Consider the following 12,804-nt stretch of genomic DNA (forward strand, 5'->3'; position numbering starts at 1 on the left):
CGGTACGCAGCCGCCTCACCCCCCGGCCGGCCGGGTCCCCAGGTGGCGCGCCGCGAAGTCCAGCTCCAGCCGGACCTGCTTGATCCGCTCCTCCACCACCAGGGAGCCGTGCCCCGCGTCGTACCGGTACACCTCGTGGACCGCGCCCCGGGCCGCGAGCCGCTCGACGTAGTTGTCGATCTGGCGGATCGGGCAGCGCGGGTCGTTCACGCCCGCCGAGATGTACACCGGGGCCGTCACCTTGTCCGCGTACGTCAGCGGGGACGAGACCTCGAACCGCTCGGGCACCTCCTCCGGGGAACCGCCGAACAGCGTCCGGTCCAGCGCCTTGAGGGCCTCCATCTCGTCCTCGTAGGCCGTCACGTAGTCCGCGACGGGGACGGCGGCCAGGCCCACCGACCAGGCGTCCGGCTGGGTGCCGAGCCCCAGCAGCGTCAGATACCCGCCCCAGGACCCGCCCGACAGGACCAGCTTCGCCGGGTCCGCGAGCCCGGAGGCGACCGCCCACTCACGGACGGCCGCGACGTCCTCCAGCTCGATCAGACCGACCCGGTGCTTGAGCGCGTCCGTCCACTCGCGGCCGTAGCCGGTGGAGCCCCGGTAGTTGACCCGGACCACCGCGTAGCCGTGGTCCAGCCAGGCCGCCGGACCGGACGCGAACGCGTCGCTGTCGTGCCAGGCCGGACCGCCGTGCACCTCGAAGACGGTCGGGAAGGGCCCCTCGCCCTCCGTGGGCCGCTGCACCAGCGCGTGGATCCGGCCGCCGGGCCCCTCCACCCAGACGTCCTCCACGGCCACCGAGCCCGGAGCCGTGGCGCCCGGCGGGTCGAGCACGACCCCGCCGGCCGTCGAGCGCACCACCGGCGGCTCGGCGGCCGAGGACCACAGGTACTCCACGGAGCCGTCCGGGCGGGCCGTCGCCTCCGACACCGAGCCGGCCGGTGTCTCCACGCGCACCAGGGCCCCCGTCGCGATGTCGTACCGCCACAGCTCGCTGCGGGCCTCGAAGCTGTGCACGACCAGCAGGCCGGAGCCGTCCGGATACCACTCGGCCGACACGTCGCCCGGGAGGTCGAGCCGCAGGTCGGTCTCCTCGCCGGTCGCCACGTCCCACAGCAGCGGCTCCCAGCGACCCCGCCGCTGGTGGCCGACGAGCAGCCGGGTGTCCCCGTCCACCGGGGCGAAGCCCAGCACCGCCAGGCCCAGCTCCTCGGTGCCGCCCCGGGTGTCGTCGAGCTCGGCCAGCACGGAGGCGTCCTCGGCCCGCAGCACCCGCAGGGCCGAGTGCATGGCGTCGCCGTGCTCGGTGTGCTCCACGGCGATCAGCGACGCGTCGTGCGACAGGTCGCCGACCCCGGCGGACTCCCGGTGGCGGTAGATCTCCACGGGCTCGGCGCCCTTCCGCACGAGATGGACCGTCGACCCCTCCTCGTCCGTCGAACGCCCCACGACGAGCGTGCCGTCCCGGCCGATCGCGAGCCCCGCCGGATAGGAGGCGGCGAGTCCGGGCACCGCGGGCTCGTCGGCGCCGCCCTCGAAGGGCTGGCGCATCCACACCCCGAACTCGTCCCCGTCCGTGTCCGAGAACCACCAGATCCAGCGGCCGTCCGGCGACAGCGTGCCGTCCGTCGTGCCGTTCGGCCGGTCCGTGACCTGCCTCTGCGCGCCGTCGGCCCGGTCCCAGGCGTACAGCTCGTACGTGCCCGTCGCGTTGGACACGAACAGCGAGCGGTCGGGCGCCTCCTCGGCCCACTCGGGGAGGGACACGCGCGGCGCCCGGAATCGCTGCTCCCAGCGGGGGAGGTCGGTGATCTCGTTCTTCTCGGTCATGGCCCCATGATGCTCCGATCCGCCGACAATCCGTTCGCATCGTCCGCAACCTGTGGATAACCTCCGGGCCATGTACTCTCCGACCCCCGCCGACTGGCGCGAGGCGAACCGCGCCCGCTGGGACGAACGTGTGCCCATCCACGCCGCCAGCGCGTTCTACGACCTCGACGCCTTCCGTGCCGGCAAGGAGGCGCTGCGCGACTTCGAGCTCGCGGAGGTCGGCGACGTCACCGGCCGCTCCCTGCTCCACCTCCAGTGCCACATCGGCCTGGACACCCTCTCCTGGGCCCGTCACGGAGCCGCGCAGGTCGTCGGCCTGGACTTCTCCGAGCCCGCCGTGGAGACCGCCCGCGCCCTCGCCGCCGACCTGGGGTACACCCCGGACCGGGCCGCGTTCGTCGCCGCCGACGCCTACGACGCCGCCGAGGCCGTCCCCGACTCGTCGTACGACATCGTCTACACCGGTACCGGCGCCCTGAACTGGCTGCCCGATCTCGACCGCTGGGCCGAGACCGCCGCCTCCCTCGTCGCACCCGGCGGGTTCCTCTACGTCGCGGAGTTCCATCCGCTGACCGACTCCCTCGACGACGAGACGGGCAGCCGGATCGTCCACGACTACTTCGTGCGCGAGCCCTGGGTCGACACCAGCTCCGGGACGTACGCGGACCTCGGAGCCGCCACCGTCCACAACCGCAGCGTCGAGTGGGTGCACCCCGTCGGCGAGGTCGTCACGGCGATCGCGCGGGCCGGACTGCGGATCGAGTTCCTGCACGAGCACGACGTCTCGCTGTTCTCCCGGTACGAGACGCTCAGGCGGCACGAGGACGGCTACTACCGCTTCCCGGCCGACCGCCCCCGCATCCCGCTGATGTACTCCTTCAAGGCGTCACGGCCCCGCTGAGCCGCCCGGCCCCGCGGTTCCGCCGGGGCCGGGGCCTCGTGGGCCCGGGGCCACACGACGTACGGCTCACGGCCGCGCGGTCGCACCGAGCCGGATGACAGCGCGCCCGCCCGCCAGGTCCACCGTCGAGCGGTGCGGCGGCGCGCCGTCCTCCTCGTCGTCACGCAGGACGAGGGCGCTCTGCCGCTCCTTGAGTTCGTTCTGCTTGCCCTGCGAGAACGTGGCGTGCAGCTGCTCGAAGCCGGTCGAGGAGATCTGACCGGAGCGCCGGCCGCGCCCGGTCGCGCGCAGGATCTGGTCGGCGAAGGCGATCCCCGTCAGCAGGATGACCAGCCCCGGCAGCGTCACGAACACGGCGAACCCCATGCCGCCATCGTCCCCCACAGCGCCCCGCGCGGGAAGGGCCGGCCGGCACGGCCGGGTCCGGGGCACGGGACGCCGCCTGGCCGGGCCCGCTCCGCCGCTCCGGGCCAACTCGCCCCGGCCAGGGCGGGATCCGTGCCCGATGACCGGCCGGAGACCGCCCCCGGATCGGCCGGACGGTGCCGAAGGGCGGCCCTACGATGACGGCATGCTCGCTTTCGCCGTGGCCGCCGTCTTCCTGCTGCTCTTCGGGGTCGGCGTGCTGCGCGACCGCCGGCGTTTCTCCAACGCCGTCCACCTCGGCCTCGCCGTCACCTTCCTCGGCCTCGGCCTCCTCGCCGGACTCGACGGCGCTCCGCCGGGCGTCGCCACGACGGTGATGGTCGTCGTGCTGCTCGTGCTCGGTCTCGGGCCGGTCGTCCTCGCCGGGCTGCTGTGCGCGAACGGCGTCAAGATGGTCCGCAAGGAGGGTCGCCGCCCCGCCAACCTGCTGTCGCTGCTGGCCGGACTGCTGATCCTCGGCCTGCTCGCCCTGATGGCGACCGCCCTGGTCACCCGCTCGAAGACCCTCGGCATCGCCGTCGGGACGGGCGTCGCCGTCCTCGCGTACGTCTCCTTCCTCTTCCTCTGCTTCATCGGCTACGCCTACCTGTACGGCCGGATGGGAGTGCGGCGCGACGCGGCGTTCGTCGTCGTCCTCGGCTCCGGCCTGATCGGCGGCCGGCGCGTGCCGCCGCTCCTCGCGAGCAGACTGGAGCGCGGACGGCGGATGTACGAGGTCCTCGCCGCGCGCGGCGGCGCGGCGCCCCTGCTGATCACCTCCGGCGGCCGGGGCCCTGACGAGGAGCTTCCGGAGTCGCACGCCATGGCGGACTACCTCGTGGAGCGCGGCTTCCCGGCGGACCGGATCGTGCGTGAGGACCGCTCGCGGACCACCGAGGAGAACCTGCTCTTCAGCAAGGAGCTCATGGAGGAGCTCGCCCCGGGAGCCGGGTGCGTGATCGTCACCAACAACTTCCACGCGTTCCGAGCGGCCCTGATGGCCCGTCGGGCCGGGGTGGACGGCCAGGTCGTCGGCTCCCCGACCGCCGCCTACTTCTGGCCGAGCGCGACCATGCGCGAGTTCGCGGCGGTCTTCCTGCACTACCGGAAGGTCAACCTCGGGATCTGTCTGATCCTGGTCCTGCTGGGGGTGGCGGCGGGGCTGGCCGGCTGAGGGCGGCGGTCCCGGGGGTCCGGTTCCGGGCGACGGTGACGGCGACGGCCGCGGCCAGGGCGGCGGCCCCCAGCCCGAGGGCGACGGCGGAGGGCCCGGACTCGTTCACGAGCTCGGAGTGGGGGCCGGGATGGCCGCCGTCCCCGGGGCGCGCCCCGGGACGGTCCCCGGCGGGCGCGGGACGGGGGTTCTCGCCCACGGCCGCCGTGCCGCCGGCGAGGGCGAGCACAGCGGCGGCGGGCAGGACGGCGGCCCGGGCTATCTGCTGTGTGCGCATGTCTCCAGGGGACGCGACCGGCGCGGGCAGGGCCACCCGGGGGACCCCGTTCGGGTCATCGCGGCGCGGACGGGCCGGCGTCAGGGCGTGACGATCGGGAAGAGGGGGTCGGGCTTCGTCACGTACGAGAGGAGCCGGGTGAGCAGCGCGGGGTCGCCCTCCGTGCCGATCCCCAGGGACTCCGTCCCCTCGCCGGCCAGGAGCCCGAGGAGTTGCGTCTTGGAGAGGGTCAGGGTGAGTCCGGCGGGGGTGCGGGGCGCGGCGACCTCGCGATGGGTCAGGGCCCCGTTGTGCAGGGTGAGGCGCCGTCGGGTGCCCTCGTCGGTGAGGACGAGGTCGACGGTCAGGTCGTCGTCCCAGGCGCGCGGCCCGTCGATCCGGACGGCGACCGAGTCGATCAGCATGGGGACGCTGAGTGCCATGGCCATCTCCGGGTTGGTCATGTCGACCATCTCGCCGCCGACGCCGTGCCGGAGCTCCTGCGCGGCGGTCAGATAGAAGTTGCGCCACGGGCCGTTCTCCGCGCCGTGCCCGAGCCGGTCGTAGACCCCGGCCAGGGCCTCCTTCGCGGCGGTGTTCTCCGGCTGGGCGAAGACCAGGTGGTTCAGGAGGGTCGCGGCGAAGCGCGGGTCCCCCTCCTCGTCGTACCTGCGGGCCTTGGCGAGGACCTCGTCGGGGCCGCCGGCCACGTCCACGTAGCGCCGGGCGAGTTCGACGGGCGGGTGCTCCCACAGGTGGGCCACGTTGCCGTCGAACCAGCCGAGGTAACGCTGGTAGACCGCTTTGCTGTTGTGGTGGAGCGAGCCGTAGTAGCCGCGTGCGTGCCAGGACTTCGCCAGGGCGGGCGGCAGTTCGATCCGTTCGGCGATCTCCGGGCCGGTCAGTCCGTCGTTGAGCAGCCGCAGCGTCTGGTCGTGCAGGTAGGCGTAGAGGTCGCGTTGCCCGGTGAGGAACTCCACCACGTTGTCGTGACCCCAGGTCGGCCAGTGGTGGGAGGCGAAGGCGACGTCGTAGCGGCCGTGGAAGCAGTCCACGGCCTCGTCCAGGTACCGCGCCCAGATCCGGGCGTCGCGGACCACGGCCCCGCGCAGGGTCAGGATGTTGTGCATGTTGTGGGTGGCGTTCTCGGCCAGGCACAGGGCGCGGTGGTCGGGGAAGAGGAAGTTCATCTCGGCCGGCGCCTCGGTGCCGGGCGTGAGCTGGAAGACGATCCGCACGCCGTCGACCGTCTCCTCCTGCCCGGTCGCGGTGATGTCCACGGTCGGCGGGATCAGGCTGATGGTGCCGGTGGAGGTGGTGGACCCGAGTCCGGCGCCGATCTGGGCGTCCGGTCCCTTCGGGAGGTTCGCGCCGTACATGTAGGAGGCACGGCGGGTCATGGCGTTGCCCGCGTACACGTTCTCGCTGACCGCGTGCTCCAGGAAGCCGGCCGGGGCGAGGACGGGGACGCCGTCCTCGGCGCCCGCGGGCAGCACGCCGCGTGCGCCGCCGAAGTGGTCGCCGTGCGAGTGGGTGTAGATCAGCCCGGTGACGGGGCGGTCGCCGCGGTGCGCGCGGTACAGCGCGAGGGCGGCGGCCGCGGTCTCGGTGGAGATCAGCGGGTCGATGACGACGATGCCGCGCTCGCCCTCGACGACCGTCATGTTCGACAGGTCGAGGCCCCGTACCTGGTAGATGCCCTCGGTCACCTCGTACAGGCCCTGGCGGGAGCACAGCTGGGCCTGGCGCCACAGGCTCGGGTGGGCGGTCTCGGGGCAGTCGGCGGCCAGGAAGGCGTACGCGTCGTTGTCGTAGACCACGCGGCCGTCGGCGGTCTTGACGACGGCCGGTTCCAGGGCGGCGACGAAGCCCCGGTCGGCGTTCTCGAAGTCGGTGGTGTCCTCGAAGGAGGGCAGGGTGTCGCTCATGGGCGTGTGCTCCGCTCCGCGTGGCCGTGACCGGGTATACCGGCCCATCTGACCATCGGGGGAGGTTCCTCGCATATCGGCCGTCCGGCCCAGCCGCGAGTACGGCCCTACGAGGCGGGGGCGCCGCCCCCGGCGGGTTCGGGGGCGGTCGCGGTCGGGCCGGGACCGGGCGTGCCCGCCGAGCTGTCCTCCGGCGCGAGCCACGACATGCCGATGAGCAGGAAGACCACGAACGCGATCCCGCCGGCCACCGCCGCCGTCTTGCGCGGACGGCGCCGGGAGAGCTCGGCGAGCCCGCCGTCGGAGCGCCGGGGCTGCCGTCGCGACGCGGTCTGCGTCCGCCCCGCGGCCCGTGACCCGGAGGCGGGCGCGGTCCGGGGCTGGGGGAGGGGCTGGCCGGCGGTGCGCGGCGACGTCGTCCGGTGGGACGCGGGCCGGGACAGGGGTGCCGGGTGGGACGGGGGCGCCGGGTGGGCCACGGGCGACGGCAGCGGGTGCTCGCGCCAGGCGCCCGATCCGAACCACTCGGCTATCGCCTGGGCGGCGGGCCGCTGTTCCGGCTGCTTCGCCAGCAGCGTGAGCAGGTACGCCTCGAACGCGGCCGGCAGGCCGACGCCGAGCTGCCGGGGCGGCGCCGGCGGGGTGTCGATGTGCTGGTACAGCAGGGCGGTGGCGGTGTCCCCCTGGAACGGGGGTCTCCCGGTGAGGAGTTGGTACAGCACGCAGCCGAGCGAGTACACGTCCGAGGCGGACGAGGCGGGTTGGCCGAGCGCCCGCTCGGGGGCGAGGTAGAGGCCGGTGCCGACGATCTGGCCGGTGGTGGTGAGTGCGGCCGACGGGTCGTCGACGAAGCGGGCGATGCCGAAGTCGGCCAGTTTCACGGTGCCGTCGGTGTCGAGCAGCAGGTTGCCCGGCTTGATGTCGCGGTGCACGACGCCCTGCCGGTGCGCGGCGGCGAGTCCGGCCGCGGCGTGCGCGGCGACGACGGCGACCCGCTCGGGCGGCAGCACGGGGGCCGTCCCCGCGTCTCCGGCGAGGCTGGATCCCTCGACCAACTCCATGACGAGGTACAGCTTTCCGTCCCAGGTGCCGAAGTCGAAGACGCCGACGACGTGCGGATGGCTGAGCCGCGCCGCCGTCTGCGCCTCCAGCCGGAACCGGTCGGCGGCCGAGGGGTCGGTCTCGTGACCGAGCATCAACTTCACGGCCACGGAACGTCCGAGGACCTCGTCGGTGGCTTGCCACACCTCACCCATGCCGCCTCGCCCGATACACATGTGGAGCCGATATCGGTCCGCGACCAGCACCTGAGACCCAGCCTTTCGACGGTCAGCCAACCTGACAGGAACCACCAGAGTAGAGCGCGATGATCACTCGCGGACGGCCACCCGGTCAGATACCCCACCGGGGCTGCCGGGGGCCGGCGCGGACCCGTCCGCGACCGCCTGCTCGGCAGGCCCCGGACGCGCCCGGCCCCGGCGCGGCCCGTCCGCCCGCCACCGCGCTGCGCGCCCTCCGCCGCACGCTCGGTCAGGCGAGAACCGCGCACCCATGACGATCATCCGATCAGCTCCCTGCGGATGGCCGGAGGCCGTGCAGAGTCCGGCGGCTCGGGCTGTGTCGGGCGCCACCGCCGAGGCCGGCTCGTCGTGCACGCGTCGCATCCATGTGTGCACACCAGGTCGCGGGTGCGAGCCGGGCGCGCCGAGCGGGGCGGCAGGACGAGCGCCCCGGCCGTGGCGTCCCGCCGGAAGGGATCTCCCGCCCTGCCGGGCGGGAAGGGGTGGTCACGCGGATGCCTGCGCAGACGAAACAGGTGAGGCACCTACCGAAGACGGTAGGTGCCTCACCTGGTGTTTCAGCTGTCGGGGTGGCGGGATTTGAACCCACGACCTCTTCGTCCCGAACGAAGCGCGCTGCCAAGCTGCGCTACACCCCGATGTCGCTGCTCTGTTCTTCACGTCGCGGCGACATCGATTACTTTAGCCCACCGGCGCCCGGAGACGAAATCCGGTTTCGGCGGGCCCTCGGCGCAGGTCGGAAGCGGTCCCGGTCGCGGGCCCGGCGGCGGACTTCGGCGTCGGCGTGCCCCCGAGGCAAGGGGGTGTACGGCTCAGGCGCGCGCGGTCAGGGTCAGGAGGGTCGCCTCGGGCGGGCAGGCGAACCGGACCGGGGTGAAACGGTTGGTGCCGCAGCCCGCCGAGACGTGCAGGAACGACGTCCGGTCCGCCACGGTGTGGGTGGACAGGCCCTTCACCCGGTCGGTGTCGAGGTCGCAGTTGGTCACAAGGGCCCCGTAGAAGGGGATGCACAGCTGCCCGCCGTGCGTGTGGCCCGCCAGGATCAGCTCGTAGCCGTCCGCCGTGAAGGCGTCGAGCGAGCGCAGGTACGGCGCGTGGACCACGCCGACGGTGAAGTCGGCCGAGGTGTCCGGGCCGCCGGCCACCCGCTCGTACCGGTCCCGCTTGATGTGCGGGTCGTCCAGGCCGGTGAAGGCGAGCTCCAGGCCGGGGAGCTTGAGCCGGCCGCGGGTGTTGGTCAGGTTCACCCATCCCGCCTCGTCGAAGGCGTCCCGCAGGTCCTCCCACGGGTTGTGCACCGCGCCGTGCACCGGCTTGTTGCCGTTCAGGCCGTGCCGGCCCTGGGCCTTCTCCAGCAGGTAGAGGGCGGGGTTGCGCAGCCGGGGGCCGTAGTAGTCGTTGGACCCGAAGACGTACACGCCCGGGAACTCCATCAGCGGCCCGAGCGCGTCCAGCACCTCGGGGACGGCCTCGGTGTCGGAGAGGTTGTCACCGGTGTTGACGACGAAGTCGGGGCGCAGCCCCGCGAGCGACTGGAGCCAGGCCCGCTTCTTGCGCTGGCCGCACACCATGTGGATGTCGGAGACCTGAAGGACACGCAGATCGCGCATCCCGCGCGGCAGTACGGGGATCGTGACGCGGCGGAGGCGGAACGAACGGGCTTCGAAGCCCGCGGCGTAGACCAGTCCCGCCGCGGCCGTCGCCGTGAGACCTGCCGTGATCTTCAGGGGGATTCCGTACCGTGCGCGCATCCCCCCATCGTCGCAGACCGCACGGGGCACTTCGGGACGGGATCGCTGCACGGCGTTAATGCGCGGGCGGTCAACGCGCCTCACCTGACACACTTGTCCCCATGACCACGCTCAAGGCCAAGCTGCAGGACGACCTCAACGCCGCCATCAAGGAGCGCGACGAGCTCCGCTCCTCGACGCTGCGGCTCACCCTCTCCGCGATCACCAAGGAGGAGGTCGCGGGCAAGACCAAGCGCGAGCTCTCCGACGACGAGGTGCAGAAGGTGATCGCCAAGGAGGCGAAGAAGCGCCGCGAGGCCGCGGACGCGTTCGCCCAGGGCGGCCGCGCCGAGTCCGCCGAGCGCGAGAAGGCGGAGGGCGTCATCCTCGACGCGTACCTGCCCCAGCAGCTCGGCGACGACGAGCTGGAGCAGATCGTGGCCGCGGCCGTCGCGGAGGCCACCGGCGCCGGCGCCGAGGGGCCGCGCGCGATGGGCGCCGTCATGAAGATCGTGAACCCGAAGGTGGCCGGCCGGGCCGAGGGCGGGCGCGTCGCCGCCGTCGTCAAGAAGCTGCTCGCGGGCTGACCTCCGCGCGCGGGGACACGACCCGACCGGGTCGGATCGGTTCCCCGGAACGCCGAAGGGCGCCCCCCGGACTTCGGGGGGCGCCCTTCGGCGTCACGCGGGTGAGGCGGGCGACCTACCGGTTGCCGCCACCGCCGCCGCCCTGGCCGCGGTTGTTGCCGCCGCCGATCAGGTCCGGCGGGAGGGTGATCCCGGGGAAGGGGGTGTCGTCGCCCGGCTTGTTGCCGTCGCCGGGCTTGTTCTTGCCCTTGTCCTTCTCCTTGTCCTCCGGCTTCTCGCCGCGCGGCACGGAGACGGGCACGAAGCCCGGCGTCTCGGAGGCGTTGAGCGCCCCGGTCATCGCGATCTTCCAGATCGGGCCCGGGAGACAGCCACCGCAGACCTTGTCGTAGTAGACGCCGCCGATGGTGATGTTGAACATCGAGGTCTTCTCGCCGACGTCGTCACCGACCCAGACGGCGGTGGACAGGTTCGGGGTGTAGCCGACGAACCAGGCGTCCTTGCGGTCGTTGGTCGTTCCGGTCTTCCCGGCGTTGTCGCGATCGCTCAGGCCGGCCTTCTGGCCGGTGCCGTCCTCGACCACGCCCTTCAGCATCTGGTTGACGGTGTCCGCCGTCCGCTCGTTCATCGCCCGCGAGCACTGCGTCTGCGGCACCTTCAGCTTCTCGCCGTTGGCCGTGGTGATCGACTCGATGGCGACCGGGGTGCAGTACGTGCCGCGGTTGGCGAAGGTGGCGTACACCGAGGCCATGTCGAGCGGGGTGCTCTCCTGGCCGCCGAGGGTGATGGACGGGAGCTCCTTGAGGCTCTTGCCCAGGCTCCCCTCGTAGCCCATCTTCTTCGCCATCTGCACCGTCTCGCACAGACCCGTCATCTGCTCCAGGTGCGCGAAGTAGGTGTTGATGGACTTGCCGAGCGCGCTCGTCATGTCCCAGCTGCCGGCCTCGGACTCCACCTCGTTCTGGAGGTCCCAGTTGCCGCCGCCGGCGGGGCCGCCCGCGCAGGTGGTGAACGAGTTCATCGGCACCGAGATCTTCCACGGCGTGGCGAAGGACTGGGCCGGGCTCAGTCCCTTCTCCAGTGCCGCGGCGGCCGTGATCGGCTTGAAGGTCGAGCCGACCTGGAAGCCGTACGTCGTGCCGCCCATCTTGCTGCCGACGGCCAGGTTCAGCGTGGTCTGGTGCTGCTTCTGGTCCAGGCCGTACGGACGGGACTGGCCCATCGACAGGATCTTGCCGGTGCCGGGCTTGACCTGGACCACCGAGGCGGCGACCTTGTCGTCCTCGTTGATCTTCGCCACGGCGGCCTCGTTGGCCGCCTCCTGCGCGCGGGGGTCGAGCGTGGTCCGGATGGTCAGGCCACCGAGGTTCCACAGCTTCTGCCGCTCCTCGGCCGTCTTGCCGAAGACCGGGTCGCTGAGGATCGTCTTGCGGACGTAGTCGCAGAAGAAGCCGGCCCCGTCGACGGCGGTGATGCAGCCGTTCTTCGGGGTCTTCACCTTCAGCGTGACCGGCGCGGCCTTGGCCCGGTCGGCCTCGGCCTGGCTGATGTCCTTGACGTCGGCCATGCGCTGGAGGACCACGTTGCGGCGCTTGGTGGCTTCCTGGATGTCGTTGACCGGGTCGTAGCGGCTCGGCGACTGGACGAGCCCGGCCATCATGGCCGCCTCCTCCAGCTTCAGGTCGGCGGCCGGCTTGGAGAAGTAGCGCTGGGACGCCGCCTCGATGCCGTAGGCCTGCTGACCGAAGAAGGTGATGTTGAGGTAGTTCTCGAGGATCTTCTTCTTCCCGAGCTCCTCCTCGACCTGGATCGCGAACTTCAGCTCGCGCACCTTGCGGCCGATCGTCTGCTGGGTGGCCTCGGCGACCTTCTCGGGGTCGTCACCGGCCTCCTCGACGAAGACGTTCTTCACGTACTGCTGGGTCAGCGTCGAGGCGCCCTGGGCCACACCGCCGGACTGGGCGTTGCGGTTGATCGCGCGCAGCACGCCCTTGAGGTCGACCGCGCCGTGCTCGTAGAAGCGCGAGTCCTCGATCGCGACGATCGCCTTCTGCATGTACGGAGAGATCTTCTCCAGCGGCACGACCTTGCGGTCGCGGGAGTACACCGTGGCGAGGTGGCCGCCCGACGAGTCGAGGATGGTGGTGCGCTGACTCAGCGGTGGCGTCTTCAGGTTGGAGGGGATCTCGTCGAACCCCTCGACCGTGCCCTTCGCCGCCAGCCCCAGTGCTCCGGCCGCGGGCAGGGCGATACCCGCCAGCACGGCTCCGGAGAGCACACTGACACCGAGGAACTTGGCGGCCTGCTGGGTCCCGGTCAGACCACCGCCCGAGCGCTTCTTTGCCATGGGGGCAGCCTAATCCGTAGTGATGAGCGTTCCGTAGGAGCGGGTGCCTCTCGGAGCGTTCGAGTACCAGACCGTGACATCCGCAGGTACCCGGGCCGTACGGCCGCCCCCGCAGCCGAGGCCGGGGCGCTCGTCTCCTGCTGCGGCCCGGACGGCGCGGGCCGGTGAGGTGCCTACGTTCTCATTCGCCGGACACGCGTATATGCCTTGGCCTAAGCTGCTCTCAACTGTCACAGCAGTGTGGTCCTGCATCAAGACCCGGGCGTGACTACGGCGTGAATTCCCAGGAACCCGAATCGTGGGAAGCCATGCCCGAATACGCCCCATGCGTCACTCGACGCCCTG

9 protein-coding genes and 1 tRNA gene are annotated in these 12,804 nt (G+C 72.2%); 3 read left to right on the forward strand and 7 right to left on the reverse strand.

Annotated elements, in window-relative coordinates; all coding sequences use genetic code 11:
• Positions 1 to 15 precede the first annotated feature (15 nt).
• Complete coding sequence (locus ACE1OA_RS18695; RefSeq protein ID WP_356776228.1) at positions 16 to 1,830, reverse strand: S9 family peptidase; 1,815 nt, start codon at positions 1,828 to 1,830, stop codon at positions 16 to 18.
• A gap of 70 nt (positions 1,831 to 1,900) precedes the next feature.
• Here ACE1OA_RS18695 and ACE1OA_RS18700 point away from each other — a divergent pair, with 70 nt between their 5' ends.
• A complete protein-coding gene (locus tag ACE1OA_RS18700) occupies positions 1,901 to 2,731 on the forward strand; it encodes a class I SAM-dependent methyltransferase (RefSeq protein WP_432753097.1) in 831 nt (276 codons plus the stop codon).
• A gap of 66 nt (positions 2,732 to 2,797) precedes the next feature.
• Here ACE1OA_RS18700 and ACE1OA_RS18705 read toward each other — a convergent pair whose 3' ends face one another.
• Positions 2,798 to 3,097: a DUF6191 domain-containing protein gene (locus ACE1OA_RS18705; RefSeq protein ID WP_384868847.1), complete on the reverse strand. Its 300-nt coding sequence runs from the start codon at positions 3,095 to 3,097 to the stop codon at positions 2,798 to 2,800.
• 205 nt (positions 3,098 to 3,302) lie between these two features.
• Here ACE1OA_RS18705 and ACE1OA_RS18710 point away from each other — a divergent pair, with 205 nt between their 5' ends.
• On the forward strand, positions 3,303 to 4,310 hold the full coding sequence (locus ACE1OA_RS18710) for a YdcF family protein (protein ID WP_356603597.1): 1,008 nt from the start codon (positions 3,303 to 3,305) through the stop codon (positions 4,308 to 4,310).
• Positions 4,311 to 4,667: 357 nt separating this feature from the next.
• Here ACE1OA_RS18710 and ACE1OA_RS18715 read toward each other — a convergent pair whose 3' ends face one another.
• The 4 genes from ACE1OA_RS18715 to ACE1OA_RS18730 form a co-directional block, all read right to left on the reverse strand.
• On the reverse strand, positions 4,668 to 6,494 hold the full coding sequence (locus ACE1OA_RS18715; protein ID WP_432753098.1) for an alkyl/aryl-sulfatase: 1,827 nt from the start codon (positions 6,492 to 6,494) through the stop codon (positions 4,668 to 4,670).
• A 107-nt stretch (positions 6,495 to 6,601) separates the two neighbouring features.
• On the reverse strand, positions 6,602 to 7,771 hold the full coding sequence (locus ACE1OA_RS18720; RefSeq protein WP_386543795.1) for a serine/threonine-protein kinase: 1,170 nt from the start codon (positions 7,769 to 7,771) through the stop codon (positions 6,602 to 6,604).
• Between the two features lie 588 nt (positions 7,772 to 8,359).
• Positions 8,360 to 8,433 (reverse strand) — tRNA-Pro (locus ACE1OA_RS18725).
• Between the two features lie 174 nt (positions 8,434 to 8,607).
• Complete coding sequence (locus ACE1OA_RS18730) at positions 8,608 to 9,546, reverse strand: metallophosphoesterase (protein ID WP_384868839.1); 939 nt, start codon at positions 9,544 to 9,546, stop codon at positions 8,608 to 8,610.
• Positions 9,547 to 9,647: 101 nt separating this feature from the next.
• On the opposite strand from ACE1OA_RS18730, the gene ACE1OA_RS18735 reads away from it, so the two are divergent.
• Positions 9,648 to 10,112, forward strand: a complete 465-nt coding sequence (locus ACE1OA_RS18735) for a GatB/YqeY domain-containing protein (protein WP_356603605.1) — start codon at positions 9,648 to 9,650, stop codon at positions 10,110 to 10,112.
• 115 nt (positions 10,113 to 10,227) lie between these two features.
• Here ACE1OA_RS18735 and ACE1OA_RS18740 read toward each other — a convergent pair whose 3' ends face one another.
• Positions 10,228 to 12,459, reverse strand: coding sequence for a transglycosylase domain-containing protein (locus ACE1OA_RS18740; RefSeq protein ID WP_384868836.1), 2,232 nt, complete (start codon positions 12,457 to 12,459; stop codon positions 10,228 to 10,230).
• Positions 12,460 to 12,804: the final 345 nt, after the last annotated feature.

The organism is Streptomyces sp. JL2001, assembly GCF_050917515.1.
Lineage (GTDB): Bacteria > Actinomycetota > Actinomycetes > Streptomycetales > Streptomycetaceae > Streptomyces.

Bases quoted from the DNA above. Each gene is read 5' to 3' on its own strand.
- ACE1OA_RS18695 (WP_356776228.1), bottom strand. From the start codon at position 1,830: ATGACCGAGAAGAACGAGATCACCGACCTCCCCCGCTGGGAGCAGCGA.
- ACE1OA_RS18700 (WP_432753097.1), top strand. From the start codon at position 1,901: ATGTACTCTCCGACCCCCGCCGACTGGCGCGAGGCGAACCGCGCCCGC.
- ACE1OA_RS18705 (WP_384868847.1), bottom strand. From the start codon at position 3,097: ATGGGGTTCGCCGTGTTCGTGACGCTGCCGGGGCTGGTCATCCTGCTG.
- ACE1OA_RS18710 (WP_356603597.1), top strand. From the start codon at position 3,303: ATGCTCGCTTTCGCCGTGGCCGCCGTCTTCCTGCTGCTCTTCGGGGTC.
- ACE1OA_RS18715 (WP_432753098.1), bottom strand. From the start codon at position 6,494: ATGAGCGACACCCTGCCCTCCTTCGAGGACACCACCGACTTCGAGAAC.
- ACE1OA_RS18720 (WP_386543795.1), bottom strand. From the start codon at position 7,771: ATGTGTATCGGGCGAGGCGGCATGGGTGAGGTGTGGCAAGCCACCGAC.
- ACE1OA_RS18730 (WP_384868839.1), bottom strand. From the start codon at position 9,546: ATGCGCGCACGGTACGGAATCCCCCTGAAGATCACGGCAGGTCTCACG.
- ACE1OA_RS18735 (WP_356603605.1), top strand. From the start codon at position 9,648: ATGACCACGCTCAAGGCCAAGCTGCAGGACGACCTCAACGCCGCCATC.
- ACE1OA_RS18740 (WP_384868836.1), bottom strand. From the start codon at position 12,459: ATGGCAAAGAAGCGCTCGGGCGGTGGTCTGACCGGGACCCAGCAGGCC.